At 68.3% G+C, this 25,600-nt stretch carries 28 protein-coding genes; 13 read left to right on the forward strand and 15 right to left on the reverse strand.

Annotation, left to right across the window (positions count from 1 at the left end; genetic code table 11):
- The 3 genes from AD72_RS24830 to AD72_RS24840 all read right to left on the reverse strand — a co-directional run.
- Positions 1 to 647 (reverse strand): DUF6542 domain-containing protein (locus tag AD72_RS24830; protein WP_343123746.1); only part of this gene is annotated, 647 nt, incomplete at its 3' end.
- A gap of 115 nt (positions 648 to 762) precedes the next feature.
- Positions 763 to 1,743, reverse strand: coding sequence for a DNA recombination protein RmuC (rmuC, locus tag AD72_RS24835; RefSeq protein ID WP_037347248.1), 981 nt, complete (start codon positions 1,741 to 1,743; stop codon positions 763 to 765).
- A 76-nt stretch (positions 1,744 to 1,819) separates the two neighbouring features.
- Positions 1,820 to 2,197: an ArsI/CadI family heavy metal resistance metalloenzyme gene (locus AD72_RS24840; RefSeq protein WP_037347250.1), complete on the reverse strand. Its 378-nt coding sequence runs from the start codon at positions 2,195 to 2,197 to the stop codon at positions 1,820 to 1,822.
- A gap of 82 nt (positions 2,198 to 2,279) precedes the next feature.
- Between AD72_RS24840 and AD72_RS24845 the strand changes: the two genes are divergently transcribed.
- The 8 genes from AD72_RS24845 to AD72_RS24880 all read left to right on the forward strand — a co-directional run bounded on the left by AD72_RS24845 (position 2,280) and on the right by AD72_RS24880 (position 9,580).
- Positions 2,280 to 2,618, forward strand: coding sequence for an ArsR/SmtB family transcription factor (locus AD72_RS24845; RefSeq protein WP_031468989.1), 339 nt, complete (start codon positions 2,280 to 2,282; stop codon positions 2,616 to 2,618).
- Entirely contained in the window at positions 2,615 to 3,670 is a 1,056-nt protein-coding gene (gene arsB / locus AD72_RS24850) for an ACR3 family arsenite efflux transporter (protein ID WP_031468990.1), read from the forward strand. The genes AD72_RS24845 and arsB overlap by 4 nt, the downstream gene beginning before the upstream one ends.
- A 133-nt stretch (positions 3,671 to 3,803) precedes the next feature.
- Positions 3,804 to 4,478: an RraA family protein gene (locus tag AD72_RS24855; RefSeq protein ID WP_031468991.1), complete on the forward strand. Its 675-nt coding sequence runs from the start codon at positions 3,804 to 3,806 to the stop codon at positions 4,476 to 4,478.
- A 38-nt stretch (positions 4,479 to 4,516) separates the two neighbouring features.
- On the forward strand, positions 4,517 to 5,818 hold the full coding sequence (locus AD72_RS24860) for an MFS transporter (protein WP_031468992.1): 1,302 nt from the start codon (positions 4,517 to 4,519) through the stop codon (positions 5,816 to 5,818).
- Positions 5,815 to 6,624, forward strand: coding sequence for a carbon-nitrogen hydrolase family protein (locus tag AD72_RS24865; protein WP_031468993.1), 810 nt, complete (start codon positions 5,815 to 5,817; stop codon positions 6,622 to 6,624). The genes AD72_RS24860 and AD72_RS24865 overlap by 4 nt, the downstream gene beginning before the upstream one ends.
- Before the next feature lie 42 nt (positions 6,625 to 6,666).
- Positions 6,667 to 7,365, forward strand: coding sequence for a GntR family transcriptional regulator (locus tag AD72_RS24870; protein WP_031468994.1), 699 nt, complete (start codon positions 6,667 to 6,669; stop codon positions 7,363 to 7,365).
- 84 nt (positions 7,366 to 7,449) lie between these two features.
- Positions 7,450 to 8,667: a low temperature requirement protein A gene (locus tag AD72_RS24875; RefSeq protein WP_051898978.1), complete on the forward strand. Its 1,218-nt coding sequence runs from the start codon at positions 7,450 to 7,452 to the stop codon at positions 8,665 to 8,667.
- 79 nt (positions 8,668 to 8,746) lie between these two features.
- Positions 8,747 to 9,580, forward strand: coding sequence for a class I SAM-dependent methyltransferase (locus AD72_RS24880; protein ID WP_031468996.1), 834 nt, complete (start codon positions 8,747 to 8,749; stop codon positions 9,578 to 9,580).
- Positions 9,581 to 9,601: 21 nt separating this feature from the next.
- Here the strand turns inward: AD72_RS24880 and AD72_RS24885 are convergent, their stop codons facing one another.
- Positions 9,602 to 10,462 carry an SDR family oxidoreductase gene (locus AD72_RS24885; protein WP_031468997.1) on the reverse strand — a complete coding sequence of 287 codons (861 nt, stop codon included), beginning with the start codon at positions 10,460 to 10,462 and terminating at the stop codon, positions 9,602 to 9,604.
- A 110-nt stretch (positions 10,463 to 10,572) separates the two neighbouring features.
- Between AD72_RS24885 and AD72_RS24890 the strand changes: the two genes are divergently transcribed.
- The 4 genes from AD72_RS24890 to AD72_RS24905 all read left to right on the forward strand — a co-directional run bounded on the left by AD72_RS24890 (position 10,573) and on the right by AD72_RS24905 (position 14,326).
- The gene (locus tag AD72_RS24890; RefSeq protein WP_031468998.1) at positions 10,573 to 11,523 is read left to right on the forward strand and encodes an Lrp/AsnC family transcriptional regulator; all 951 of its coding nucleotides are present in this window, start codon (positions 10,573 to 10,575) and stop codon (positions 11,521 to 11,523) included.
- A gap of 68 nt (positions 11,524 to 11,591) precedes the next feature.
- Entirely contained in the window at positions 11,592 to 12,221 is a 630-nt protein-coding gene (locus AD72_RS24895; RefSeq protein ID WP_051898979.1) for a TetR/AcrR family transcriptional regulator, read from the forward strand.
- 5 nt (positions 12,222 to 12,226) lie between these two features.
- Entirely contained in the window at positions 12,227 to 13,114 is an 888-nt protein-coding gene (locus tag AD72_RS24900) for an NmrA family NAD(P)-binding protein (RefSeq protein ID WP_031469000.1), read from the forward strand.
- 72 nt (positions 13,115 to 13,186) lie between these two features.
- The gene (locus AD72_RS24905) at positions 13,187 to 14,326 is read left to right on the forward strand and encodes a Glu/Leu/Phe/Val family dehydrogenase (protein WP_031469001.1); all 1,140 of its coding nucleotides are present in this window, start codon (positions 13,187 to 13,189) and stop codon (positions 14,324 to 14,326) included.
- A 67-nt stretch (positions 14,327 to 14,393) separates the two neighbouring features.
- Here AD72_RS24905 and amaB read toward each other — a convergent pair whose 3' ends face one another.
- Genes amaB through AD72_RS24920 form a run of 3 tightly spaced genes read right to left on the reverse strand, consistent with a single transcriptional unit; the run spans position 14,394 to position 18,483 of the window.
- A complete protein-coding gene (gene amaB / locus AD72_RS24910; RefSeq protein ID WP_031469002.1) occupies positions 14,394 to 15,905 on the reverse strand; it encodes an L-piperidine-6-carboxylate dehydrogenase in 1,512 nt (503 codons plus the stop codon).
- A complete protein-coding gene (gene hglS / locus AD72_RS24915; protein ID WP_197285064.1) occupies positions 15,902 to 17,293 on the reverse strand; it encodes a 2-oxoadipate dioxygenase/decarboxylase in 1,392 nt (463 codons plus the stop codon). Before hglS ends, amaB begins: the two co-directional genes overlap by 4 nt.
- Before the next feature lie 26 nt (positions 17,294 to 17,319).
- Positions 17,320 to 18,483 carry an NAD(P)/FAD-dependent oxidoreductase gene (locus tag AD72_RS24920; RefSeq protein ID WP_031469004.1) on the reverse strand — a complete coding sequence of 388 codons (1,164 nt, stop codon included), beginning with the start codon at positions 18,481 to 18,483 and terminating at the stop codon, positions 17,320 to 17,322.
- Between the two features lie 104 nt (positions 18,484 to 18,587).
- Here AD72_RS24920 and AD72_RS24925 point away from each other — a divergent pair, with 104 nt between their 5' ends.
- Positions 18,588 to 19,487 carry a LysR family transcriptional regulator gene (locus tag AD72_RS24925; RefSeq protein ID WP_031469005.1) on the forward strand — a complete coding sequence of 300 codons (900 nt, stop codon included), beginning with the start codon at positions 18,588 to 18,590 and terminating at the stop codon, positions 19,485 to 19,487.
- Here AD72_RS24925 and AD72_RS24930 read toward each other — a convergent pair.
- The 8 genes from AD72_RS24930 to AD72_RS24960 form a co-directional block, all read right to left on the reverse strand.
- Positions 19,474 to 20,439: a proline iminopeptidase-family hydrolase gene (locus tag AD72_RS24930; protein ID WP_082469143.1), complete on the reverse strand. Its 966-nt coding sequence runs from the start codon at positions 20,437 to 20,439 to the stop codon at positions 19,474 to 19,476. The two genes, AD72_RS24925 and AD72_RS24930, sit on opposite strands and share 14 nt — an antisense overlap.
- A 350-nt stretch (positions 20,440 to 20,789) precedes the next feature.
- Positions 20,790 to 21,137 carry a hypothetical protein gene (locus AD72_RS24935; protein ID WP_051898981.1) on the reverse strand — a complete coding sequence of 116 codons (348 nt, stop codon included), beginning with the start codon at positions 21,135 to 21,137 and terminating at the stop codon, positions 20,790 to 20,792.
- Positions 21,138 to 21,142: 5 nt separating this feature from the next.
- Entirely contained in the window at positions 21,143 to 21,565 is a 423-nt protein-coding gene (locus AD72_RS38230) for a DnaJ domain-containing protein (RefSeq protein WP_197285065.1), read from the reverse strand.
- Entirely contained in the window at positions 21,562 to 21,951 is a 390-nt protein-coding gene (locus AD72_RS24940; protein WP_156365362.1) for a hypothetical protein, read from the reverse strand. Before AD72_RS24940 ends, AD72_RS38230 begins: the two co-directional genes overlap by 4 nt.
- Positions 21,952 to 22,023: 72 nt before the next feature.
- The gene (locus tag AD72_RS24945) at positions 22,024 to 22,248 is read right to left on the reverse strand and encodes a hypothetical protein (RefSeq protein ID WP_031469009.1); all 225 of its coding nucleotides are present in this window, start codon (positions 22,246 to 22,248) and stop codon (positions 22,024 to 22,026) included.
- A gap of 133 nt (positions 22,249 to 22,381) precedes the next feature.
- A complete protein-coding gene (locus AD72_RS24950; RefSeq protein WP_031469010.1) occupies positions 22,382 to 22,813 on the reverse strand; it encodes an Hsp20/alpha crystallin family protein in 432 nt (143 codons plus the stop codon).
- A gap of 1,619 nt (positions 22,814 to 24,432) precedes the next feature.
- On the reverse strand, positions 24,433 to 24,849 hold the full coding sequence (locus AD72_RS24955) for a hypothetical protein (RefSeq protein ID WP_156365363.1): 417 nt from the start codon (positions 24,847 to 24,849) through the stop codon (positions 24,433 to 24,435).
- Positions 24,850 to 25,047: 198 nt separating this feature from the next.
- Positions 25,048 to 25,251 carry a cold-shock protein gene (locus AD72_RS24960; RefSeq protein WP_031469012.1) on the reverse strand — a complete coding sequence of 68 codons (204 nt, stop codon included), beginning with the start codon at positions 25,249 to 25,251 and terminating at the stop codon, positions 25,048 to 25,050.
- Between the last annotated feature and the right edge of the window lie 349 nt (positions 25,252 to 25,600).

Genomic DNA, 25,600 nt, shown 5'->3' on the forward strand with positions numbered 1-25,600 from the left:
GTGGCCGCGGCTCCAGCCGCACCAGCCGCTCCGGCCGCCGTGGCTCCCGCCGCTCCGGGCCGCGCCTGGCTCGCCGTGCCGGACCCGCTGCGCTGCCCGTGGCGTGCCGGGGCGCGCCCGGAACCGCCGGTCGGCCGGGGGGAGGCGGCGCGGGTGGCCGGGCGCTTCTGCAGGTACACCCGCGCGACACCGATCCCGACCGTGATCACCGTGGTGATCGCCATGACCGGGAACTGGTTGATCAGCGAGGTGCCGATGGTGATCAGCTTCGCCTTCATCCCGCCGTTGCCGCCGCCGACGATCAGGCCGACCAATGGCACCGAGATGGCCAGGATCAGTGGGGGCTGCACCATCGGGGCGAACATGTTCTGCCGGCGTGCCAGGCAAATGGCCCCGACGCAGCCGATGAAATAGGCACCCTGGAACACGATGCCGAACTCGCCGGTCATCGCGTGGTTGATGAGCGCACCGACGATCGCGAGCGCGAGCGCCACGATCACGGCGCCCCACCAGGGCACCCCGTTCGCCTGCCCGAACGCCATCTGCTGGCCCCACGAGGAGCGGGCATCGCCACCCTTGCCCGGGCGCGCGGATGCACCGTCACGTGGCTTGTCGAGTTCGTCTCGCCGATCGCGTACTGCGGTCACGGGTCTACACGGTAGCTGTTCTTCGTGAAAATGCAGTCGGTCGGCAGCCTCAGCGGTCACTCGGACTTCACGAACGGCACATTCCGGCAGGGAACGACCACCGTGTCGTCCCCGTTCAGCGTATCGGCGCCTCCTCTCCCGGACGCGTGGCCGCGCCGCCCTGTTGCCCGTTCGTGACCTGGTGCGCGGCCAGTTCCTCGTTGCGGCGGACCTCGGCGACCGGGCTCGCGGTACCCGAGGTCTCGGTGAGTGGGGTCACCGCCGCGCGGAACCCTTCGAGCGCGTCGAGTTCCCGCCGCCGGGCGGAGAGGAATCGCTGCAGATGGGTGCTGGAGAGGTTGACCGCGTCGACCGCCCCCGAGGCCGCACGGTGGGCGCCGACCGCCTGCTCCCGGATGCGGTCCACATCCGCGGAGAGCGCGCTCTCGGTCGCCGCGAACAGGGTCGCCGAGGCGATGACGGCGAAGCCGGTCGGCCCGCACAGGAACACGCGCCGGTCGATCAGCCAGCGGAGCAGGTCGGTGTCCGTGTCCAGGGCGGCGACCACGGCCGCGTCCGACGGTACGAACATGATGGTGCCGTAGATGGCGTCCGCCCAGCGCTGATACTGCTTCCCGGCCAGGTCGGCGGCGCGGGAACGGATATTGCGCGCGTGCACCCGCAGCGCCTCGTAGCGTTCCGCGACGTCATCGGTCTCCACCGCCTCCGCCCAGCAGGCGAGGGTCATCTTCGCGTCCACCGGGACCTGCCTGCCGCCGCCGACCGCGAGCACCATGTCCGGGCGCACCGCGCCGCCGCCGGCGACGTCGGTCTGCAGGGTGAAGTGCACCCCCTCGCGCAGCCCGAGTGCGCGCGCGGTCTCCACGAGCACCTGCTCGCCCAGCTCGCCGCGCCCGGAGACCGAGGCGAAGGCCACCTCGTAGCGGCGCAGCGCGTCCTGGCGCTCATCGGCCCGGGTGCGTTCCTCCCGGACCGCGGCGAGCGCGGCATCGGTGCGCTGGACACTCTGCGCGTAGAGCCGCCACAGCAGCGCGATCGCCACGAGCAACACGATCGCGATCACCGAGCTCGCCGTCGCGAGCACCGTCGTCGCCATGCAATCCCTCCTCGGTCGGTCACGCTCAGCTTGCACCATGGCACCGACAGAATCGGGTAATCGCAGTTCAGGCGCGCTAGCGGTGACTCGCGTCCGCCTTGACGGTGTACACCTCCCAGGGCTCCTTGCCGGGTCCGTGCACCCAGACCTTGTCCTGGACCGCGTAGCAACACGTGGTGTCGTCCTCGGTCAGCGTGTCGAGCCCGTCCCCGGTGAGTCGCTCGGTGGCGGCGTTCACCTCCTCGGACGAGGCGACCTCCACGCCGAGGTGGTCGAGCACGGTGTCCTGGCCCGGCTCACCCTCGAGCAGGACGAGCTTCACCGCGGGCTCGGCGATCGCGAAGTTGGCGTATCCGGGGCGGAGTTTCGCCGGTTCGGTGCCGAACAGCTTCGTATAGAACTCGATCGAGCCGGGCAGGTCGCCGACCCGAAGGGCGAGTTGCACACGTGACATGACCGTTCCTTTGTTTTGAAGTTCATCTAAGTAGATCGCCATCGAGATTGCTCCCTGCTTCGATGGCTGTCAAGATAGATGTATGTCGAAGCAACCGGAGGGCTGTGCGCCGCTGGCCCGTGATCCGCTTTCCGCCGAGCAGGCCGGGGAACTGGCCGCGCTGTTCAAGGCGCTCGCGGATCCGGTGCGGCTGCGGTTGCTCTCGCTGATCGCCTCGCAGGAAGGCGGCGAGGTCTGCGTCTGTCATCTGACCGACGCCTTCGAACTGAGCGGGCCGACGATCTCGCATCACCTGAAGGTGTTGCGGGAGGCCGGACTGATCACCGGGGAGCGCCGGGGTACCTGGGTGTACTACCGGGTGCGCGCGGAGGCGCTCGGCCGGTTGTCCGCGGTACTCCTCCCTGCCGAGGTTCCCGCATGACCGCCACCGTGAACACCGAGCAGGGCGTGGTGGCGCGGCTTTCCCGGCTCGACCGGTTCCTTCCGGTGTGGATCCTGGCCGCGATGGCGCTCGGCCTGCTGGCGGGCCGGGTGATACCGGGCCTGAATACGGCACTGAGCGCGGTGGCCATCGACGGGATCTCGCTGCCGATCGCGGCCGGGCTGCTGGTGATGATGTACCCGGTGCTGGCCAAGGTCCGTTACGACCGGCTCGGTTCGGTCACCGGGGATCGGCGCCTGTTGTGGCCCTCGCTGCTGCTGAACTGGATCATCGGCCCCGCGTTGATGTTCGCGCTCGCCTGGCTGCTGCTGCCGGATCTGCCCGAGTACCGCACCGGCCTGATCATCGTCGGGCTCGCCCGCTGTATCGCGATGGTGATCATCTGGAACGACCTCGCCTGCGGTGACCGGGAGGCCGCCGCCGTGCTCGTCGCGCTGAACTCGGTGTTCCAGGTGATCGCGTTCGGCGCGCTCGGCTGGTTCTACCTCTCCGTCCTTCCCGGATGGCTCGGCCTCGCGCAGACCGAGCTGCACATCTCCGCATGGGCGATCGTGCGCTCGGTGCTGATCTTCCTCGGTGTCCCGCTGGTCGCCGGGTATCTCACGCGCAGGTTCGGTGAGCGCGCGAAGGGCCGTGAGTGGTACGAGAACCGGTTCCTGCCCAGGATCGGCCCGATCGCCCTCTACGGCCTGCTGTTCACCATCGTCATCCTGTTCGCTTTGCAGGGAAACCAGATCACCCACCGCCCGGTCGACGTGCTGCGGATCGCGCTGCCGCTGCTGATCTACTTCGCGATCATGTGGGCCGGTTCCTACGCGCTCGGATCGGCGCTGCGGTTGCCCTATGCGCGCACGACAACGCTGGCGTTCACCGCCGCGGGCAACAACTTCGAGCTCGCCATCGCGGTCGCGATCGCCACTTTCGGTGCCACGAGCGGACAAGCGCTCGCCGGGGTGGTCGGCCCACTCATCGAGGTGCCGGTCCTGGTCGGGCTCGTCTACTGCTCGCTCGCGCTTCGGCGGCGGATGTAGCCGAACTCGGCCTGGACCGTTCAAGCCCGGATGCCTTCTTGCGATATCCGGGCAGGCAGAGGTACACATACTTAACGCATGCGTTCAGTATGCCTAGCGTATGTCCAGGTGGTCTGATCTGGGAGGTACAGCGTTGTTCATCCGAGGCGAAGCACCGAAATCCATTTCCGCCGAGATCGTGGAAGCACTTGCCCGCGTGCAGACCTCGACACTCGGTCATCTCCGCGATCACGGTTTCCCGCGCGGGCTCGTCCCGGTGCGGCGGCCGCTCGGTTTCGTGGGCACGGCGTTCACGGTCCGGTTGCCACAACTGGATTCCACTGCCCTGCATGTCGCCGTGGACGAACTGCGCCCCGGGGATGTGCTGGTGGTGGACCAGTCCGGGGATTCGCGTTCGTGTTTCGGCGGAATGGTGGCGTACACGGCTGCGGCGCGGGGCGCGGTCGGCGCACTGATCAGCGGGGCGATCAATGATGTGCAGGAGATCCTGGAGCTCGGTCTTCCGGTGTTCTCCTCCGGGGTTTCCGCGCTGACCACCCGGATTCTCGGCGTGGAAGGGGCGATCAACGTTCCCGTCACCGTCGGCGGTTCGGTGATCCGGCCGGGCGATGTGGTGTTCGGTGATTCGGACGGTGTCGCGGTGCTCGATCCCGGTGAGGCGCTGGACATCGCGGAAACCTTGCGGGACAAGGAATCGAGCGAGCCGGCGCTGAAAGAGAAGATCTCCGGCGGCGGGCGGCTCGCCGAGTGGTCGGGCGCGCTCGCGGCGTTCGAGGGGAATCCTTCGGATAACACGGCCGCCGAATAGCGCAGTACGCGAAAGAGCGCACAAAGGAGTGATCGCTCATGGTACGGACCTCGGTCTCCGCGCAACCCGCTGCCGCGCAACGGAATCAGCCGCGCGGCGGCATTCGCTGGATGCTCAGCGCCGGGCTGCTGCTCCCGGTGACCTTCGTGATGAGCATGGACCGGGCGGCGATGACCGCTGCCGCGCCGGTGATCCAGCAGAATCTGCATTTCTCGGTCACCCAGATGTCGGTCATTCTCACCGCATTCTGGTGGGCCTACGCGCTTTTCCAGGTTCCCGGCGGGATCATCACCCGCCGGTTCGGGCCACGCAAGGCGCTCGCGGTCGCGGGACTGTGGTGGTCCGTGTTCACCTTCCTGACCCCGTACGGCGTGGTGTTCCTGGGTTTCGTGGTGATCCGGGTGCTACTCGGGATCGGGCAGGCGGCCGACTGGCCCGCCTCGGTGTACACGCTGCACCGCTGGTTCCCGCGACGGGAGCAGTCGCGCGGGAACTCGATCCTGTTGTGCGGGCTGTATCTCGGCAATGTCGTGGGAACCCCGCTCGTGGTGTGGATCATCGACGCATTCGGCTGGCGCCAGGTGTTCCACGTGTTCGCCGTGCTCGGCGCGATCCTGGCGCTCACCTGGTGGTGGTTCGCCCGCGATGAACCGCGCGAGCATCCGCGGATCTCCCGCGCGGAGATCGACTACATCGAATCCGGCAGGGATTCCGCTCAACAGCAACAGAAACTGTCCTGGCGGGCGTTCGCCGGTTCGCTGCGATTCTGGGCGATCGGCGCGCAGTACGCTTTTCTGTTGCTCATTCAGGGATTCTTCGCCACCTGGTTGCCGACCTATCTGGTGCAGGCACGTGGATTGTCCCTGTCGCAGATGGGTTTTCTGGGTTCACTGCCCTGGATCGCCATGCTGATCGGGGTTTTCGGCATCGGGGCGCTCAACGACCGGGTGCTGCGGCGCTGGCGGCCCCGGGTCTGGCTCGCCGCCTTCGGTTATCTCGCGGCGGCCGGTTTTCTCGTGCTCGGCGCGCTTTCCGCGGACACCACACTGATGATCCTGTTCCTGTGCCTGAGCCTCGGATTCGTGGGCACGGTGCAGGTCCAGGTGTGGGCCGCCTGCCAGGATCTCGGCGGGAAGCACTCGGCGACGGTCAGCGGCTGGACGAACCTGTGGGGCAACCTGATCTCCGCGGCCGGCCCGCTGTTCACCGGAATCCTCGTCGGTATCGGGGGAGACTGGGTGCTCGCCATGCTCGTACTCGCCGTCGCCGGGGTACTCGGCGCGATCTGCTGGTTCTTCGTCCATCCCGAACGGCCGCTCAACGCCAAGGAGAACGCATGAGCATCACGGTAGCCGTGGCCCAGTTCGCCACCGGAACAGACAAGGAAAGCAACCGCAAACTGGTCACCGAGGCGGTGCGCTCGGCGGCCGAATCGGGTGCCGAACTCGTCATCACTCCGGAGAGCAGTATGTACGCCGATCCGGAGCAGCGCAGCGAACCGCGCGAGTACGCCGAACCGCTGGACGGGGAATTCACCGGTTGTCTCGCCGAGCTCGCCGCGGCCGAGGGCATCGCCGTGCTCGCCGGGTTCACCGAACTGCTCCCCGGCCGTTCGCGGGCCTCGAACACCCTCGTGGCGATCGGCCCCGGCGGGGAACGGCTCGGCGTCTACCGCAAGCTGCACCTCTACGACGCGTTCGGCTACCGGGAATCCGAGCGGATCGAACCCGCCGAGCACGCCGAACCGCTCGTGTTCGGGCTCGGCGGTCTCCGTATCGGCGCGATGACCTGTTACGACCTGCGGTTCCCGGAAATGGCGCGCAGCCTCAGCGATGCGGGGGCGAACGCCATCGCGGTGCCCGCGGCCTGGGTCGCCGGACCGGCCAAGGAGGAACACTGGAGCGTGCTCGCCCGCGCCCGTGCCATCGAGAACACCAGTTATGTGCTCGCCTCGGGGCAGACCGGGCCGTTCTGCACCGGGCAGAGCATGATCGTCGACCCCATGGGCAGTGTGCTCGCCGGAGCGGGGGAACAGCCCGGGATCGCGCTCGCGCGGCTGCACGCCGAGCGCGTCGAACGGGTGCGGGCCACCAATCCCTCGCTCGCCAACCGCCGTTTCGCGGTGATTCCGGCCCCGTACACGTAGAATGCGCGGGTACCCGGAACGAGAGGCAGGACAGCAGAGGCGATGCGGCGGCCCGAGTCACTTCCCCAGGAACGGCCCGAACTCCCGGTCGTCGAACGCCCGCGGGACACCCCGGCGAAGGATTTCGCGTATCAGTACATCAAGCGGCTGATCGTGGATCTGGTGCTGCCGCCGGGCGATCTCATCACCGAGATGGACATCGCCAAGGTCACCGGGCTTTCCCGCACGCCGGTCCGGGAGGCCTTTCTGCGCCTCGACGCGGAGAAGCTGATCCAGCTGCTCCCGCGCCGGGGCGCGCTCGTCACCCAGATCACCGCGCGCCAGATCCGGGAACTGCACCGCACCCGGCTCGCGCTCGAACTCTATGCGGTGCAGGAACTGTGCACCCGCCGGATCGAGGTCGCCGAGGAACTGCGCCCCATCGTGGAACGCCAGGAGAAACTGACCGCCGAGGACGCGGGGTACCCCGAGATCATCGCCTGTGACCGGGAATTCCACACCACTCTGGTCACCGCCGTCGGCAACACCGTACTCACCGAGGTGTACTCCTCCATGGGGGATCGCCAGCAGCGCACCGGGATCGCCGCGTTCCTCGTGCAGCCCGATCGCCCGCAGCGCGCGGTGGAGAACCACCGGCAGATCATCGAGGCGCTCGAGGAATTCGATCTGGCGAGCACCCAGGATCTGCTGCGCGATCACCTCGATCACCACACCGAGGAACTCGAGCGTTATCTTCCCTGACCGGGTCCGTGTTCTACTGGCCACGAGATCGGTCCGCGGCAGCAGAGGGGAATCATGCGTTCGTTGACTCGCCGGCTCGTACCCATGTCCGGTCGCTCACCGGACGAACCCGGCCGGGTGTCCTCACCGCTGGAGCTGCTGTTCGACCTGACCTTCGTGGTCGCGGTCGGCACCGCGGCATCCCAGTTCGCCGAACTGCTCGCCGAGGGGCGGGTGTGGGCGGCCATTCTCGCGTTCGTGCTCGCGATGTTCGCGATCTGCCTGGCCTGGATCCACTTCAGCTGGTTCGCCTCGGCCTTCGGCACCGATGACTGGCTCGACCGGATCCTGACCATGCTGCAGATGATCGGCGTTGTCGTGTTCGCGCTCGGGCTGCCCGCGATGTTCGCCTCGGTGGCCGAGGGCGGGCACGTCGAGGTCCGCGTCATGGTGCTGGGCTATGTGGTGATGCGGCTCGCGATGGTGCTGCAGTGGTGGCGCGCCGCCCGGCAATCGCCCGCGTTCCACCGGGTCGGCATGGCCAGCATCCGGTGGACCGTCATCGTGCAGGTGTGCTGGATCGTGATCGCCTTCGTGCGGTTGCCGCTGCCGGTCATGGTCCCGCTGCTCGCCGCGCTCGCGGTACTGGAACTCGTGCTTCCCTCGCTCGCCCAGGGCCGCGCGGACGGTACCCCGTGGCATCCGCATCACCTCGCCGAGCGGTACAGCCTCTTCGCGATCATCACCCTCGGCGAAGGGGTGGTCGGCACCGTCGCCTCGTCCTCCGGGCTGCTCGGTGACGCCGGGCGGATCCATTGGGACGGCGACGCGATCGCCGTGGTCATCGCGGGTGTCGGGCTCACCTTCGGGATGTGGTGGATGTACTTCCTCACCCCGTTCGGCGAGATGCTCGCGCACCGCAGGCGGCGCGGATACCTGTTCGGTTTCGGGCACCTGCCGTTGTTCCTCGCGATCGCGGCGACCGGTGCGGGCCTGCACATCGCGGGACTGCAACTGGAACACCGCGCCGAGCTGGGGGAGACCGGCGTGGTGCTTGCGCTGGCCATTCCGGTCGCGGTGTACCTGGGCATGGTCTATCTGCTGCACACCCTGCTGCTGTCCGCCTTCGACCGCTTCCACCTGCTGCTGATCTCGGCCACCCTCGCGGTGCTGCTGCTGGCCGTGCTGCTTTCGCTCGCCGGTGTCGGGCTCGCGGTGTGCCTGCTCGTCGTGATGCTCGCCCCGTTCGTCACCGTGCTCGGTTACGAGACCATCGGCCACCGGCACCAGGAGGAGATGCTGCGCGGGCTCACCGAGCGATAGCCGGTATTCGGCGGGTCTGCGCCAAGGGCCCGCGCGGAACTCGGTGAGACGGAGAGTTTCCACGGCTAGACTGGGCGGCGTGGCCGGGCGTGACCGGGAATGGGATCGCTGGCTCTATTCCGGCAGTGCCGCCTACTATTCGCGGGGCCGCATGCCGTATCCGGCAGAGCTCGCCCCGGCCATGGCCACCGCGCTGCAGCTCGACGGCAGCGGGCGGCTGCTCGATCTCGGCTGTGGCCCGGGTTCGCTCACCCTGCCGCTGGCGCACCTGTTCACGGAAGCGATCGGGCTCGATGCCGACCGGGACATGCTCGGTCAGGCCGCTCTGCTCGCCGCGCGATCGGGTATCGCCACTGTCCGGTGGCTGCCCATGCGCGCCGAGGAATTGCCTGCGGGGCTTGGGAAATTCCGGTTGATCACCCTCGCGCAGTCGCTGCACTGGATGGACCGCGTGACGGTTCTTCCCGTGGTGCGCGCAATGCTGGCGACCGGGGGAGCGTGTGCGCATGTGCACGCCACGACCCATCGGGGCCTCGATCCGGGCGGGGAACTGCCGTACCCGCGACCACCGCACACCGCGATCACCGAACTGGTGCGCGCCTATCTGGGCCCGGTGCGCCGTGCGGGCCGGAGCTACCTTCCGCACGGCACCCCATCGGGCGAGAACGAGCTCTACCGGGCGGCGGGATTCACCAGGGCACAACGGATCGACGTGCCGGGCCACGTGCACACCCGTGTCACCGAGGACGTCGTGGCCGCCGTTTTCTCCCAGTCCGGCTCGACACCGCGGTTGTTCGGTGACCGGCGCGCCGAATTCGAAACCGCGCTGCGCCTGCTGCTCCGGGAGACCAGCCCGGACGGCGTGTTCAGCGAACGCGGTCATCCGGTCGGCATCGACATCTGGCGGCCGTGACCGCGGTGTCCGGGTTCGCGGCTAACCCGCGGCCTGTGCGGCGAATTCCCGGTAGGTGCGCATCGGCCGGCCGAGCAGTTGGCGGAGGCGCCGGTCGGTGCCCGGTGCCGCGGTCATGCCATCGGTCTGGAACCGGCGGAACATCAGGCGCATGTCGTGGGCGTTCCAGGCGGGCAGGAACCGCCGCATCTGCTGTTCGAAGGTGTCCAGGTCGTCCCCGGCGTAGGCGACGGGCCGTCCGGAAACCTCGCTCCAGACGGCCGCCATCGCCGCTCCGGTCAGGCTTTCGGGGGTGACCACGTCGAGCGTCTCGGACGGCAGGGCGTGCTCCGCCCGCATCCGCTCGATCAGGGACACCGCGGCGACCTCGGCGAGATCGCGGGTATCGGTGGCCAGCACCGCCCGGTTCCCGACCGGGGACACGAAGACGCCGTGCTCCAGCGGGGAATGCCATTGGGTGTCGTTCTGCATGTAGTAGCCCGGGCGCAGGATCGTGGCGGGCAATCCCGCTTCGGCGATCATCCGCTCGGCCGCCGCCTTGGCCGCGAAGTGCGGCGGGTCGGTGAAGGCGTCGGCGTGGATCACCGAAAGGTAGACGAGGCCGCGGATCCCGGCCGTGCGAACGAGATCGAGCGTGTTCAGGGTTCCGGTGAGCTCATCCGCGGCGACCGGGCTGAGCAGGAACACACCGTCGACACCGGACAGCGCCGCCCGCATTGCCTCAGTGTCCAGCAGCTCCCCGGCCACCGGGGTGACTCCCACCGGGAACTCCGCGCTTTCCGGGGAACGGGTCAGCGCCCGCACCGGAACACCGCGCGCGGTCAGCTGGGTCACCACATCGCGTCCGACCGTGCCCGTCGCACCGGTCACCAATACCGTCATCGGTTGCCTGCCTTTCCTGTGCTGTCGTCACGACTCTGCGGCGCTCGGCGGCACGAGGCCATGAATGCGGTATTCATCGACGGAAACGGCCATTCAGCTACCATTCAGTGGTGGAATCGCTCAGTCTGACCGAGCTGGACCGGGCGCTGCTGCACGCGCTCGACATCGATGGGCGCGCCTCCTTCGCCCGGCTCGGCGAGGTGCTCGGCGTCTCCGCGCACACCGTCGCGCGCCGGTACCAGCGCCTCCGCGCCGCCGGGATCACGGTGGTCGGCAGCCTCGAACCGCGCCGGATCGGCCGGGTCACCTGGTTCGCCCGCATCCACACCGTGCCCGAGGCGGCGGGTGCGGTGGCCGCCGCACTGGCGCGCCGGGACGACACCGCCTGGATCAGGCTGGCCTCCGGCGGCACCGAGATCATCTGTGCGGTGCACCCTCGCGATGAATCGCACCGGGACGAGCTGCTGCTTGGCAAGCTGCCGCGCACCCCGCAGGTCGCCTCGATGTCCGCGCACTACGTGCTGCGCAGGTTCACCACGGCGCGGACCCCCAAGGCATGGCTGCGGGCACTGTCCGAGGATCAGCTCGCCGCGCTGCGCCCGGCAGCCGAGGAATCCGGCGGGGACACCCAGGTGCTGACCGAGGCCGACGAAGCCGTGCTCGCCGTGCTCGAACGCGACGGCCGCGCGAGCTATCCCGAACTCGCCGCCGCTGCCGGTACCTCCGAATCGGCCGTGCGCCGCAGGATCGCCCAGCTGCGCGGTGCGGGTGCGCTGACCCTCGCACCCGCCGTCGACCCGGCGCGGCTCGGTTACGCGGTCTCCGCGCACCTCTGGCTGAACGTCGCCCCCGCCGAACTGGCCCGGGCCGGTGCGGCCATCGCCGCGCATCCCGAGGTGCCCTTCGCCGCGGCCACCACCGGACCGAGCAACCTCATCGCCACCATCCAGTGCACGGACACCGACTCCCTCTACCGGTACCTGACCGAGGAGATCGCCGCGCTGCCCGGCGTGCACCAGGCCGATACCGCGCCTGTCGTCCGCACCGTCAAGCGCGGTTGACGCACGCCCCCGGTTGCTCACCGGCGGATCCGGGCGTACTTTGATTACGTACCCGTTTCGTTTCATAAATGGAGGCAGTAGTGTCCGGAGTGTCCGGATCCCGTCGAACGGCACCTGTCCGGGGCAGGCCGCGGGACACCGACCGGGATGTGGCGATCCTCGACGCGACACGGAAACTGCTGGTCGAGCTCGGCTACGAGCAGCTGTCCATCGAGTCGGTCGCGGCCGAGGCCGGGGTCGGTAAGCCGACGGTCTACCGGCGCCACAGCGGTAAGCCCGCACTGGTGGCCGCGGCGGTCGAGCACCGCGCGGCGAGTGTTCCACCCGCGCTCCGGACCGCTGATCTCCGGAAAGCCCTGCTGCGGACCGTGGAATGGCTGGCCGGGGAGATCGCCGAACAGGAGATCGGGCTACTCGGGGCCCTGTTCGCCGGGATGCGCGGTGATCCGGACCTGGCGGCCGAGATGCGGCGGATCCTGCGACGTGACGAGGCGGCGATGACCGAGCGGCCGTTCGGTGGGGTGCCGGAGGATCAGCTCGCTCCCGGGGCCGCCGCCCTGTTCGCCGAGCTCGCCCCGGCGCTCATCGTGCACCGGCTCGTCTTCACCGGAGCACCCTGTGATCGGGGCTTCGTCGAGCACCTCGTCGACGACATTCTGCTGCCGCTGCTCCAACGCCCCACGACAGCTCGGAGGTAACGGTCATGATCGTCATCACCGGAGCGACCGGCGCCCTTGGCGGTGCCGCCGTCGAACACCTGCTCGGGCGCGTCCCCGCGGACCGGATCGGCGTCAGCGTCCGGGATGTCGGCAAGGCGCGACAGTTCGCCGACCGCGGCGTGCGCGTCCGGCACGGTCCCTACGACGACCCGGCCGCGCTGCGCGCTTCGTTCGAGGGCGCCGAACAAGTGCTGCTGGTCTCCCAGAATGCTTCCGGCGGCGAGGGAATCGCGTTGCACCGCAACGTGATCCGGGCGGCGGTCGCCGCGGGGGCGCAGCGCATCCTGTACACCAGCCACCAGAACGTGCGCGCGGAAAGCCCGTTCGGCCCGGCGCACGAACACGCCGCCACCGAGGCGCTGCTCGCGGCTTCCGGGATCGCCTGGACTTCACTGCGCAACGGGTTCTACGCGCACAGCCTCGACTGGCTGCTCGGCGACTGGCAGCGGACCGGAACGATCGCCGCCCCGGCCGACGGCCCCGCCTCCTGGACCGACCGCGGCGATCTGGCCGAGGCCGCAGCGGTCCTGCTCGCCGGGCAGCGGGAAATCGAGGGCCCCATCACGCTCACCGCGCGCGATGCGGTCACCTTCGACCGGATCGCCATGACCGCGGCCGAACTCACCGGCCGGAACATCACCCGGACCGTGCTGGACGACGAACAGTGGCTCGCCGACCGCATCGCCGCGGGCACACCCGAGCCCATGGCGCGGATGCTGCTGCAGTTCTTCCAGGCCGCCCGAAGCGGTGACTTCGCCGGAACCGATCCGCTGCTGGGCGAACTCCTCGGCCGCGAACCGCGCACGGTCGCGGATTTCCTCGCCGACCGGAGCGGCGGAACACCGAGAGGGCAAGCAAAAGTGTCGCTGTAACCCACATACTGTCGTACTGCGCGCCTTGGTTGTGTGACCGCGCACCGGCATGGTGTTGGTGTGGGAATCTGCATGAACGACGCGCTCGACCTCATCGACGAGTGGGGGCCGGAGAAGGTCGTCGTGGTCTCGGATCGCCGCACCGGAATGCGCGGGGTGCTGGTCATCGACAACACGGCCCGCGGCGTCGGGAAGGGCGGTACCCGGATGGCGCCGACGGTCACCGCTACCGAGGTGTCCCGGCTGGCGCGGAACATGACCTGGAAATGGGCCGCGGTGGACCTGTTCTACGGCGGGGCGAAGGCCGGTATCGCCGCGGATCCCACCGCGCCGGACAAGGAAGCCGTGCTGCGTGCGTTCGCGCGGGCGCTGCACAACGAGGTGCCCCGGGAGTACGTTTTCGGTCTGGACATGGGCCTCACCGAGGACGACGCCGCGATCATCCAGGACGAGCTCGGTGACCGGGGTGCGGCCGTCGGCACTCCGGCGCATCTGGGCGGGGTCGCCTATGACCGGCTGGGCGTGACCGGTTTCGGGGTGGCCGAGGCCGCCGATGCCGGGGCCGCGCTGATCGGCTTGCCGCTTTCCGGCGCGCGGATCGCCATCCAGGGTTACGGAGCCGTCGGCAGGGCGGCGGCCGAGCGGTTCACGGCACTCGGTGCCACCATCGTCGCCGTGTCCACCGCACGCGGCGCCGTGCACGATCCCGCCGGGCTCGATGTCGCGGCGCTCGGCCGGGCCCATGACGAGTACGGGGATGCCTTCGTGTCCCGGATCGGCAAGGCCCTGGCCACCGGAACGGAGCTGTTCGTGGACTGCGATGTGCTGGTGCCCGCCGCAGTGCAGGACGTCATCGACGAGGCGGCCGCGCGGATGATCAAACCGAAGCTCGTCGTGGAGGGCGCGAATCTGCCGACCTCGGCACAGGCCCAGGAAGTACTCGCCGGGCGGGGTGTCACGGTGGTGCCGGATTTCGTCGCCAACGCGGGCGGGGTGATCGCCGCTGCGTTCGCCATGGACGCCCGCTACTCCGGCTTCCGCGCCGACACCGATCAGGTGTTCGCGACCATCTCGGAGAGACTGCGTGCCAATGCGGGCACCGTCCTCGAGGAAGCGGCCCGCGCCGGAGGGACACCGCACCAGGCCGGACGCCGGCTTGCCGAACAGCGGGTGCGCGCGGCGATGCGCAGTAAGGGGCGCTTGCCCGGGTGAACCGGAAATGGTGCGGAGAACGCCACCGCGGCTGCCTGAGCCACGATGGCGTTTCTCCGTGGCAGGACTACAAGAAGCTGACGTTCTGCGCGAGCGTCAGCTGGGTGGAGTAGTTCACGGTATTGGTGGCCCGGCGCATGTAGGCACGCCAGGCGTCCGAACCGGATTCCCGGCCACCACCGGTTTCCTTCTCCCCGCCGAAGGCGCCGCCGATCTCCGCGCCGGAGGTGCCGATGTTGACGTTCGCGATACCGCAGTCCGATCCCTCGGCAGCCAGGAACCGCTCGGCCTCGCCCTGGTCCCGGGTGAACACCGAGGAGGACAGTCCCTGCGGAACCGCGTTGTGCAGTGCGATGGCCTCATCGAAGGAGTCGTAGGTGAGCACGTAGAGGATCGGGGCGAAGGTCTCCTCGCGTACCACCTGGGTCTGGGCGGGCATGCGCACGACGGCCGGTTCCACATAGGCGGCATCCGGTGTCTGCTCGGTGAGCCGCGAACCGCCCCCGGCCAGGATCTCCCCGCCCTCGGCCTCGGCCTGTCGCAGGGCGTCGCGCATGGTTTCGGCCGCGGTGGCAGAGATCAGCGGACCGACGAGGGTGCCCTCGGCGAACGGGTCACCGATCGGGAGTTTGCGGTAGGCGGCCACGAGTCGTTCGGTGAGTTCCTCGGCGATATCGCGGTGCACGATCAGCCGCCGCAGTGTGGTGCAGCGCTGTCCAGCGGTGCCCGCCGCGGCGAACACGATGCCCTGCAGCGCCAGGTCGAGATCGGCGGACGGAGCCACGATCGAGGCGTTGTTGCCGCCCAGTTCCAGGAGGCTGCGCCCGAAGCGGGCGGCCACCCGCGGCCCGACCTCGCGGCCCATCCGGGTGGAGCCGGTCGCGCTGACCAGCGCCACCCGCGGGTCGTCGACGAGCTGTTCGCCGATGGCCCGGTCGCCGAGCAACAGCCGGTGCACCTCTCGGGGCGCCCCGGTTTCCCGGGCCGCCCGGTCGAGCAGGTGAGCGGCCGCGATCGAGATCAGCGGGGTGGCCTCCGAGGGTTTCCACACCACGGTATCCCCGCACACCAGGGCGACCGCGGTGTTCCAGGACCACACGGCGGCCGGGAAATTGAACGCGGAGATCACCCCGACGACGCCGAGCGGATGCCAGGTTTCGGCCAGCCGGTGCCCGGGTCGTTCGGAGGCGATGGTGCGGCCGTAGAGCTGGCGCGACAGGCCCACGGCGAAGTCGCAGATGTCGATCATCTCCTGCACTTCGCCGAGCGCCTCGGACTCGATCTTGCCCGCTTCGATGGTGATCAGCTCGGCGAGCTGGGATTTGTGTTCGCGCAACAGATCCCCGAGGCGGCGGACCAGTTCTCCCCTTGCGGGCGCTGGCGTACTGCGCCAGGTGCGGAAGGCGCCCTCGGCCGCGGCGATGGTGGCCTCCGCGTCCCCGGTGCCGAGTTCGAATAGCGATTCCCCGGTGATCGGGGTGCGCGCGGTCAGGCCGGTGCCTTCGGGAACGGTGGCGCCGACCGTGGCCAGAGCCGCACGCGCGCGCTGGCGAAGGGTTTCGGTGCTGGGCAGGTTCATCCGTGTTTCCTTTCTGTGGAGGTGTTCGGTACGAGGTCTTCGGAGATGCCGAGCTGCCGGGCGATTTCGGCGATCGAGGTGTTCTGCTGGCGCTCGTAGCCGGTGAACGGATCCTGGATGTCGCGATCGATCACGCTGGAAAGCCAGTCGAGGTCGTATTCGGTGGCCGCGCGGGAATTGTCTCTTGTGCCCTTGCCGGACAGATTGGACTGGAAAATCCCGGCCGCCGAACGCGGCAGGAAATCCTCGTAGACGATCGGTTCGGCGCGCACCCAGCCTTCGTCGAGTAACCCGGCCAGATTCGCCGGCGGCCGGGAATCGCGTGGCCGGTCCGCACGTAGCCGATAGGTGAAATAGGCCAGGTCCTCCTCGAGGAGCCCGCGCTCGGTGGCGGGGAAATTCCGCTGCCACACTTCCGGTTCGGGTGCATCGCCGTATTCCTCGAGGAGCCGGTCGTAGCGGGCCCTTCCGTTGCGGGTCAGGGCGATACCGCGGGCCTCGACCTCCCCGAACCGCACCCGCAGCGCACCGGTGGAGACCGTGCCGTCCGGTGCCCGCATCCGCCGCGGCTCGGCGAGTGCCCGGAAGGAAGTCTGGCGCCGCAACACATCCGGGCCGTTCCACCGTGGTGGTCCCTGGATCGCGTCGATCATCTCGATACCGCGTTCGCTCATCCGCTGATACAGCGCATCGATGTCGAGCACGCGCGGGGTGAGGTGGTTGATGTGCGTGCTGGTGACCCCGCCGATGTCCGCGGCGACGGCCGAGACCTGTTCCAGGGTTTCGTACCACCGTTTGTCGACCGGCTCGGTGGACAGTTCGAACGCCCCCACCGCCAGCTCCAGGAAACGTTCGGCATCGGTTTCGCAGAGCTGCCGATCGTGCTCGGCGCGGTCGGCCAGCTCGAGCAATTCCGGCCCGAACAGCCGTCGCCGCGCCAGGAACGCCTCGAGTTCCGCGCGCAGTTCGCTGGTGAAGAACCGGGGATCGGCGGGGGTGAGCATGGAGGTGAACACCCGGAACGGGTTGTGCGCCAATTCCTCGGCCTCGATCGGGCGGAACGCCGTCGAGATCACCGGAACCGCGCTCGCCGCGGCATCCCGCAGGTCGTAGAACCCGACCGGATGCATCCCGAGCGCCCCGAAGATCCGCGCGACCTGATGCAGTTCTTCGGGTGTGCCCACCCGGATCGCGCCATGGCGCTCAGCGGTGACCCTGGTGATCGATCCGAGTCGTTCGGCGTCGGCGCCGGACCGCTGCAGCACCTCGGTGTTCACCGCGCGGGACACCTCGACCAGCGTGGTGTAGGCGGGCACTTCGCGCCCGTACATCTCCGAGAGCCTTCGGGCGAATTCCGCGCGCAGCTGCCCTGGGGCGAGTGTGTTCACCGGCATCCAATCTGTCGAGGACCGTTTCAGACGATATGGGTTTCCGGGCGGATCGCCGCACCATCGGCGAAGCGCCGGACATCGAGCGGGCGTACGTCCACGAACGGATCCTTTTCCAGGAACAGATCCCGGATCACCTCACCGACGGCGGGCCCCATCAGGAAGCCGTGACCGGAAAAACCGGTGGCATACAGGAAATTCGACGGTTCCGCGGCCCGGCCGATCAGCGCGTTGTGATCCGGGGTGACCTCGTAGAGTCCCGCCCATCCCGGGGTGAGCCCGACATCCAGCAGCGCGGGCGCCCGGGTGCCGATCGCCGCGCCGAGCCGCGGCAGCCAGTCCTCGCTGTAGTCGAGGTGGAAACCCGGTTCCTGTTCCGGATCGGACATCCCGAGCAACAGGCCACGACCTTCCCGATGGAAATAGAACGAGCTGGCGAAATCCACGGTGAACGGCACCACCGGTGCCAGGTCCGGCATCGGCTCGGTGAACATCACCTGCCGCCGCACCGGCCGCACCGGCAACTCCACCCCGGCCAGTTCGCCGATCCCGGCCGACCACGCGCCCGCCGCGCAGATCACCGTGTCCGCTTCGACCGTGCCCTGACCGGTCACCACCCCGGTCACCCGATCGCCCCGGCGTTCGATGTCCAGCACGGTGGTACCGGTACACAGGACAGCACCGTGGCGCCGGGCCCCGCCTGCGTAGCCGAGCACCACCGATTCCGGGGTGCAGTGCCCGTCCTCGGGCGAGTACGCCGCGGCGAGCACGCCATCGGTGTCGATCAGCGGGGAGAGCCGCTTGGCCTCGCCGACATCGATCATGCGGCTGGTGACCCCGAGTTCGTTCTGCAGCTTGACATCCCGCTCGAACGCGGCCACCTGGCCCGGGGTGCTGAGCAGGAACAGATAGCCGACCTGGTGCAGGTCGATCTCCTGACCGGGATGCTGCCCGAACCGGGTGAACGCCGCCAGGCTCCGGGCACCGAGCGCGATGTTGAGCTCATCGGAGAACTGCGCGCGGACCCCGCCCGCCGCGCGGCAGGTGGAACCAGCCCCGAGTTCACCGCGCTCGAGCAGGAGCACATCGGTGACCCCGGCTTCAGCGAGATGGAATGCGATGCTGGTGCCGATCACGCCGCCGCCGATGATGACAACGGATGCGCGCCGTGGCAGGGGAGTCCGGGACATCGAATGCGCTCCTTCGGTGGTCGCACGGGATTTCTCTCATGATCGGCACTGAGATCGTTGAGGTCTATTCACAGTTTTTCCTTGAAATCATTTAGAGTCAGTAGATGGACTGGACGAGCGCGCAGCTGCGGTCGCTGGTCGAGATGACCCGCAGGGGAACGGTGACCGCCGTCGCCGAGGCGCTCGGCTACACACCCGGTGGTGTCTCCCAGCAGCTCAATGCCCTCGAACGAGCCGCGGGAACCCCGTTGCTGCGGCGCGTCGGCCGCCGGGTCGAACTCACCGACGCCGGTCTCGCCCTCGCCGCGCACGCGGAACGGATACTCGATATCGGGGCGGATGCCGTCGCCGCGCTGGAGCGCACCAATCGCACCGTGTCCGGAACCCTGAACGTCGGGCTGTTCGCCACCGCCGCGGCCGAGATCCTGCCGCTCGCCCTGACCGGAATCAGTACCGAACACCCGGAACTGATCGTGCAGAGCCGGGAGATGGTCGTCGACGACGTTCACGACGCCGTGGCCGCGGGCGCGGTGGATCTCGCGCTCGGGCTGGACTATCCGGACATGCCGATTCCGCACGATCCCGCGCTGCGGCAGCTCCGGCTGCTGACCGAACGGTTCGGTCTCGCGGTCCCCGAACACACCCTGACCGGGGTGCGCGAGATCAGCCTCGCGCACACCGGCGAGCTCGGCTGGATCCTTCCCGATCTGGAAACCCACTACGGCCAGGCGATCCTCGCCGTCTGCCGCCGCGCGGGCATCGAACCCGATGTGCGCCATCAGGTCACCGACACCGCGGCGTCACTGGCACTGGTCGAGGCCGGGGTGGGAACGACTCCGGTCACCGATCTCATGCTCCGGCTGCGCCCTTCCCGATTCCGCGTTCTCGCGCTCACCGAGCACTTCGAACGGCACATCGTCGTGATCGTGCGGGCCGCGGCGCAGAACCGGCCGACGGTCGCCGCGCTGGTCGAGATACTGCGCGAGCTGGTCAACGGGAAGTGACGGCGGCCGGCCGCTGCGGCCGGGCGTCGCAGTCGGCGAGGAATTCCTCCACCACCGCACGGAAAGCCGCTTCTTCCTCGATGTGCGGCATATGGCTCGACTCGGCGAACACGCGCAGCCGGGCGCCGGCGATTCCGTCCACGAGCGGCGTGACGCACTCGGCGGTCGCCTCATCGTGCTCCCCGCGCAGCACCAGCACCGGTGCGCCGATCCGGTCGAGCCGATCCACCACCGACCAGCCGCTGAGGCTGCCTTCGGCAGAGAACTCGTTCGGACCCCACATCGTGTGGTAGACGGTCGGATCTTCCTCCAACAGCGCGAAACTCGACGTCACTTCCGCCGGATACGGCGTCATCCGCAGCACGTGCCGGTCGTAGAACGCGGTCTCGGCTTCCTTGTACTCCGCGGACGAGGTCGTTCCCGCCGCCTCGTGCCGGTCGAGGACCGCCTGTACGCCGGCGGGCAGCGCCTGCCGTAACCGGTCGACTCCGTGCGACCACAACGGTACCGAGGCAGGCGAATTCGCCAGCACCACGCCGCGCAGGCCCGGGGGACGGCGGATCGCGTGTTCCGCGGCCAGCATCCCGCCCCAGGACTGGCCGAGGACCAGATGGTCGTCCTCGATCCGCAACGCCGCCAGCAACCGGTCGAGCTCCTCCAGGAACAGTTCGACCGACCATGTCCCCGCATCCGCCTCCGGCAGATGAGTGGACCGGCCACAACCGAGTTGGTCGTAGTGCACGACGGCCCGGCCGGTCTCGGCGATTCGCGCCATTCGCAACAGGTAGTCGTGCGGAACCCCTGGGCCGCCGTGCAGGATCACCAGCGGAGTCAGCCCACGCTCCCGGGAAACGGCCAGGTCACCGGTGACCCGATACCAGGTCTGCCCCCGGGGACCGGCCACCCGGCCCTCGCTCGTAGCGGCCGGAACGGAACTCTGCGTTGGCGACATCGGCAACTCCACGCGGTGCGAACGACGGACACGGGCACGCGGTGGCCGGACCGCGCCTGTGTCACACAACATGCCCCAGCGGCGGCGGAGAGCGAAAGGCTCACAGCGCACCGATGTGTCATGCTCAGCCCAACCAGATGTGGTCGACCGCCGCCCGGTTTGCTGTGGCATGCATTGGTGATGGTTTGCGCAGAGCGTTTCGAGTGTGGAGCGCCGGGTCGCGTCGGAGGAGTTCCACGACCATGTGGCGCGGCGCTGTGGGGGTGGGCAGATGTCCGGAGCGAATTGCTGGCGATTGTGCGGTGGACCCGGGGTGCGCGTCGACAAGGTGCGTGGTGCGGCACGCGGGTTCAGGGTTCGGCGCCGCCTGGCCTGGTGAGTTGTTCGGTGGGCTGTCGCGGGGCGGAGAGGTTTCGGTCTTCGGTGGTGACGAGGTTGCGCGGTTGGGTGCTGGAGGGGTCGGCCACCGGTATTTCCCGGCGGGACAGCAGCCGGGGTTGCACTCCGGAGCGTCCGCAGTCGGGGCAGACCAGCAGGTCCGCGCGGGGGTTTTCGGTGGCTTGCCCTTCGTGGTGGTAGAAAGCCCACAGGCTGCCGTCGTTTTCCGGGATGTACTGAACGTCGTAGTCGGCGGTCCAGGCCCGGCCGCAGTGGATGCAGGAGAACGCGTAGCGTTCGACTGCGATTTCTGTGATCATCCTGCTCACCTCCGGCCAGTGTGCCGGGTGGTTGTGTCGTTTTCGGTGTGGCTATCGGTTTTTCCTGCTACGTGTCGGCGAACCGGGCCTGCCCGGAGGGCGGGTTCCGGGCGCGGTTTCGGGGATGGCGCCGGGCCGGGGTTCCGTCGTATCGGAATCGTGACGCCGCGACTTGAGTTGGCCGGTTCGGCCGAGTCCGGTTGTCCGGCCGCATGGGACCGGTTTGCGGACCGCTGAGTTCGCCGGCGAAGGTGTCGGTAGGCGGTCACTATCGCGTTGAGCTGTTCACGGTCGGGTTCGGGCCCGTCGGGATGGTGGCGGCGCACTGCTCGGCGATAGGCGGCGGCCAGTTCCGCGGTATCCGCCTGTGGTGGCAGTCCCAGCATCGCGTGCAGGTCCGGCCGGGGACGTGAGGTGTTCATTGTCATCCACCTCCCTGCTCCTCGGGTGTCGCCGCTGACTCGGCGAGACGGCTGATCGCGGTGTAGTAGTCACGGGCAGCGGTCTGTGCGTGTTCGAGGGCCTGTCGCAGGTTCGTCAGTTCACGGGTGGCCCGGCCGAGCACCTGCGCGGGATTGTTCTCGGCCCGGCCGAGTTCTCGGATCCGTTCGATGTGGTCAGCGTGTGCGCTCGTGTGCTCGGCCAGTCGCAGACTCATCTCGACCAGCGCTTCGGCGCACTGGATCAGCTGCCATCCGTTTTCGCGCAATTGGTCTATCCCGGGTGTCGTGGCGGTATCGGTTGCACGGGCGGCGTGGTTGAGTTCGCGGGCGGCCGCGGCCAACCGTCGATCGATCAATGGTTCTGCGCTCATCGCTACCACCCCCACCACCTTGCGGGTATCCGATGACCTACCGGCCGCGCAGACGGGTGTGCTCACTGGAGATCAGAGGATCTCGTCCGGATCGCCGACCGGCACAGTGCGGTGTTGATCGGCCACATCGGCGGGATCGGCTTCGGTGGCCTCCGCCAGCGCCGCGGCGATCGCCTCCGCCTCGGTATCGCGCCCGTCGAGTCCGTCTCCGGGCCGGGCACCGGGGGTCTGGCCGGACAGGGGGTCGACAGTCCGGTTCTGTTCGAGCACGTCGCCGATGGGCTGATCCTCTCGCATGGGTCTCTCCTCCCGAGGAAGCTACTGCGGGTCCCGGCACTTTCGCCGCGTGAGTTCGTGCGGGGGCACGCATCCCGCGAGTGGTCCCGCCAACCGGCGCAGGGTTGGCAGGACCACGTCGTTCGCTCGTCGATCAGGCGTTGATCTGTTTGGCCTCGTCACCGCCGCTGATGGCGATCTTGCGCGGTTTGGCCTGTTCGGCGACCGGTACCCGTAAGGTCAGCACGCCTGTGTCGTAGCTGGCCTGAATGTTGTCCGTGTCCAGGGTGTCGCCGAGGAACAGTTGCCTGCTGAACACGCCGCGCGGGCGTTCGCTGACCTGGACATCGTCGTTGTCGCCGTATTCGGCCCGACGCTCGGCCTTGACCGTGAGCACGTTCTGCTCCACGTCCAGATCGATCGACTCGGCCGAGACTCCCGGCAGATCGAACTGCACCACGTACTCGTGCCCGGACCGGTACGCGTCCATCGGCATCACCGCCGGACGGGTGGCGGTCCCGTTCTGCCCGAGGAACTGCTGGGTAAGCCGATCGAATTCGCGGAACGGATCCGTACGCATCAACATCGCCGACAACCTCCTCGCTTGAGATGACTCTCTCCGATGGTCTGCGAGGTCACCGCCTCCGGCACGAGCCGAGGAGACCTCGCCTCTTTCTCACGAACGACTCGATGAATGTGTTTTCCCACAACTGCCGTATTCTCGTGCCGTGCCCGAAGGGGCGGCACGAGTGAGCGCCGATGCCAGGTGCGGGCACCGGTTCCCGCCCCGCACCGTTGGCGGCGACGGGAACCGGTGCCATCGAAGGGAAGATGCACTGGATTGTTGCCTCGGCGGGGCACGGCCAACCTCGCCGACATGGATTCTCGGTTCGACACTGCGCTGTCCGGTCGCCACGAACTCCAACGCTGTATCCGGCGAAGGCGCCGATCCGGATCAGGCGTCACGCGACGCGGTGCTGTCGCCACCAGGACATGCCCTGGTCGTGACAGCCACACGGATGCCGGTCCTCGACGGCCTTCGCGACGGCAAGCGGTGAGGACGTCCGGGCGATCGGCCGATATCACCTCCCACCGACACCAACCGGACTCAGGAGATCGGAGCATGCCCGGCGCGTCCGGTTCACCCCGGCGCGCCAGAACTCGGGGGTGAGCGAGGCATCCCCCTACCGTGCTCACCAGTCCGGACAAGACGCAGTCCGGCGGGTTCACCAGTCCTCGCCTCTGCCGGGTACATCCGGCAGGCGCGCCGGGAAGATCGGTGCCGCCGCGGGCGTTTGCGGGCAGCGCCGTGCCAGTCAGGGAAGTTCGCGGCCATGAGCGCCTCGAACTCGGCACGAACCCAGTCGGGCTCCCCAGTCAGCACCGAAGCAAACGGGCCCTCGGGACCACCGGCCCCGGCAGGCTCCACGTGGTTCTGCATCGTCGATCACTTCCCGGTCCATCGCCAGTTGTTGTCGTCGACACCAGTCACGTACCGCTATACATATTCTTATAGCCCGCACTATAGAAAATGTCAACCCACAAGGTCAGATAATCTAGCCAGAGGCAATGAGAGCCGGTGATCGAGGGAGCTCCGACCGGGGCGCTCGTTGGTCTCGAGGGGCGGCTACGACTCTGGTCGAACTGGTCACGCAGGGTTTCGATCTCGGCGTGCGTGTGCGCGAGTTGCTCGTGCCAGCCGACGACACGGACGGCGGCCGCCCCGGATACCGAAGGACATGCGCGCCACCGGACAGGTTGATCCCAGCTCGCCCGCGCATGCCCGCGCGCGGGCAACGTCCGCGGTGTCACTACCGCGCTTGCGCGGCCCCGGCCTCTGCCCGCCCGCCCCGATCAAGCGAACGCCGCGTTCTGGGGCGGCGAGGGTCTATTTGGATTCTGGTACCGGTGCGGCACGGAAGTGGATGCGGTGTGCTGGCCGCGAATCCGGACCGGGAACATCGGGGGCGGCAGTGGTCGATGGGGTGTGTGAATGGCTGAATAGCACGGGTGAAATGGGCGTACGGATTGGTGTGTGCGCGTGTTGGGAGTTCATGTGTGAATCCTTGAGAGAATAGGGAAATGATGTGCTGGAAGATTCGGTGACGCGGAGGACCGTTCCCTGCGGCGTCGGTGCCCGCTCGGTCCTCGGCAGTATCGCTACGGACGGCGTGCCCCACCAGGGCTGTGTCGCTTCGTCGCGCGTTATCGGTGTCCTCGCTCGATTTCGTGGCCGAACTGGGCTTCGATCACGTCGAGGATGGTGCCCACATGGGCTTGAACGAGTTCGAGCGTGTCGTACAGTTCTCGGACGTCGCCGCCCGATGGCTGGTTCCACTGTGCGACGAGACCGGTCGTTGCGGTCGATACGATTTCGGCCTGCTCGGTTTTGCCGGTGCGCTCGAGATACCGGGTGAGTTCGGAAAGTCGTTGGTTCAGGTCGCTGTCCCGGGGAGGGGGCGCGGACCGTCCATTTTCGCCCATGGTGCAGCCAATCCTGGTGTTCCCGTTCGCCGTGCACGGATGAGGCTGTCGGCGCGGCTTCGGACTGGGGAAGCGATCCCGTTTTCGGGTGGTGATCGGAAACCTCGAACCGGAACGAATCGGCGCTTCGCGGGTCACGAAAATGAGTATCGCGTAGGGACAAGTCGACAGGCGGTTTTCGCTGGACCGGAAACACGGCGAGGAATCGGCCTGCACGACTGGGTCACAGGGGGCAAGCGGGCGGCTGGAGACCACGGCCGAATAGCCGAGGCCCGGAAACCGGTGAGTGGCACCCGCACCCCGATGGCAGGCACCATTCACCGAATCCAGTACCGGTCAGAGCGCCGACACGCTCGTGGCCTGCGGACCACGATCGGTCTGGCCGACCTCGAACTGCACCCGCGCGGCCTCATCCAGGCTGCGGAAACCGCGGCCGTCGATCTCGGAGTAGTGCACGAACACGTCTTTACCGCCATCGTCAGGGCTGATGAAACCGAAACCCTTGTCGGCGTTGAACCATTTCACGGTGCCTTGCGTCATACTGTTTCGTTCCTAACTACATCGTGCGTATCGGCGCGGCCCACCATGGACCGGTGCCGGGTTGCATCTATGCGCGAACGTTCAACAGAAGCCACAGGCACACGCTCGCCCAACAATCCTTGCGAGCGCCAGGGAAAACCAACGAACACAAAAACCATCAACCACATTCAGGCTATCGCATCCCGGCCTGTCGTCAACCCCGACCCGATACCGGACCAGAGCCCCCGAGTGTCAGCATGCCGCGTAGCAAGGCGTTGAGCTGCGGTTGTGAAGATCCGGTGGGGACACAGGTTTTCGGTGCGAGCATGGCTCTGGTTCCCCGCGCGGCGAGGCGCTACGCTCGGCATGC

The sequence above is a fragment of the Sciscionella sediminilitoris genome (genome assembly GCF_000737195.2).
Taxonomy (GTDB): Bacteria; Actinomycetota; Actinomycetes; order Mycobacteriales; family Pseudonocardiaceae; genus Sciscionella; species Sciscionella sediminilitoris.

What these genes read in the sequence shown, in the direction of transcription:
- rmuC (WP_037347248.1), bottom strand. Translation starts at nt 1,743, where the DNA reads ATGGCGACGACGGTGCTCGCGACGGCGAGCTCGGTGATCGCGATCGTG.
- AD72_RS24840 (WP_037347250.1), bottom strand. Translation starts at nt 2,197, where the DNA reads ATGTCACGTGTGCAACTCGCCCTTCGGGTCGGCGACCTGCCCGGCTCG.
- AD72_RS24845 (WP_031468989.1), top strand. Translation starts at nt 2,280, where the DNA reads ATGTCGAAGCAACCGGAGGGCTGTGCGCCGCTGGCCCGTGATCCGCTT.
- arsB (WP_031468990.1), top strand. Translation starts at nt 2,615, where the DNA reads ATGACCGCCACCGTGAACACCGAGCAGGGCGTGGTGGCGCGGCTTTCC.
- AD72_RS24860 (WP_031468992.1), top strand. Translation starts at nt 4,517, where the DNA reads ATGGTACGGACCTCGGTCTCCGCGCAACCCGCTGCCGCGCAACGGAAT.
- AD72_RS24865 (WP_031468993.1), top strand. Translation starts at nt 5,815, where the DNA reads ATGAGCATCACGGTAGCCGTGGCCCAGTTCGCCACCGGAACAGACAAG.
- AD72_RS24870 (WP_031468994.1), top strand. Translation starts at nt 6,667, where the DNA reads ATGCGGCGGCCCGAGTCACTTCCCCAGGAACGGCCCGAACTCCCGGTC.
- AD72_RS24875 (WP_051898978.1), top strand. Translation starts at nt 7,450, where the DNA reads ATGTCCGGTCGCTCACCGGACGAACCCGGCCGGGTGTCCTCACCGCTG.
- AD72_RS24885 (WP_031468997.1), bottom strand. Translation starts at nt 10,462, where the DNA reads ATGACGGTATTGGTGACCGGTGCGACGGGCACGGTCGGACGCGATGTG.
- AD72_RS24895 (WP_051898979.1), top strand. Translation starts at nt 11,592, where the DNA reads ATGGAGGCAGTAGTGTCCGGAGTGTCCGGATCCCGTCGAACGGCACCT.
- AD72_RS24900 (WP_031469000.1), top strand. Translation starts at nt 12,227, where the DNA reads ATGATCGTCATCACCGGAGCGACCGGCGCCCTTGGCGGTGCCGCCGTC.
- AD72_RS24905 (WP_031469001.1), top strand. Translation starts at nt 13,187, where the DNA reads ATGAACGACGCGCTCGACCTCATCGACGAGTGGGGGCCGGAGAAGGTC.
- amaB (WP_031469002.1), bottom strand. Translation starts at nt 15,905, where the DNA reads ATGAACCTGCCCAGCACCGAAACCCTTCGCCAGCGCGCGCGTGCGGCT.
- AD72_RS24920 (WP_031469004.1), bottom strand. Translation starts at nt 18,483, where the DNA reads ATGTCCCGGACTCCCCTGCCACGGCGCGCATCCGTTGTCATCATCGGC.
- AD72_RS24925 (WP_031469005.1), top strand. Translation starts at nt 18,588, where the DNA reads ATGGACTGGACGAGCGCGCAGCTGCGGTCGCTGGTCGAGATGACCCGC.
- AD72_RS24930 (WP_082469143.1), bottom strand. Translation starts at nt 20,439, where the DNA reads ATGTCGCCAACGCAGAGTTCCGTTCCGGCCGCTACGAGCGAGGGCCGG.
- AD72_RS24935 (WP_051898981.1), bottom strand. Translation starts at nt 21,137, where the DNA reads ATGATCACAGAAATCGCAGTCGAACGCTACGCGTTCTCCTGCATCCAC.
- AD72_RS38230 (WP_197285065.1), bottom strand. Translation starts at nt 21,565, where the DNA reads ATGACAATGAACACCTCACGTCCCCGGCCGGACCTGCACGCGATGCTG.
- AD72_RS24940 (WP_156365362.1), bottom strand. Translation starts at nt 21,951, where the DNA reads ATGAGCGCAGAACCATTGATCGATCGACGGTTGGCCGCGGCCGCCCGC.
- AD72_RS24945 (WP_031469009.1), bottom strand. Translation starts at nt 22,248, where the DNA reads ATGCGAGAGGATCAGCCCATCGGCGACGTGCTCGAACAGAACCGGACT.
- AD72_RS24950 (WP_031469010.1), bottom strand. Translation starts at nt 22,813, where the DNA reads ATGTTGATGCGTACGGATCCGTTCCGCGAATTCGATCGGCTTACCCAG.
- AD72_RS24960 (WP_031469012.1), bottom strand. Translation starts at nt 25,251, where the DNA reads ATGACGCAAGGCACCGTGAAATGGTTCAACGCCGACAAGGGTTTCGGT.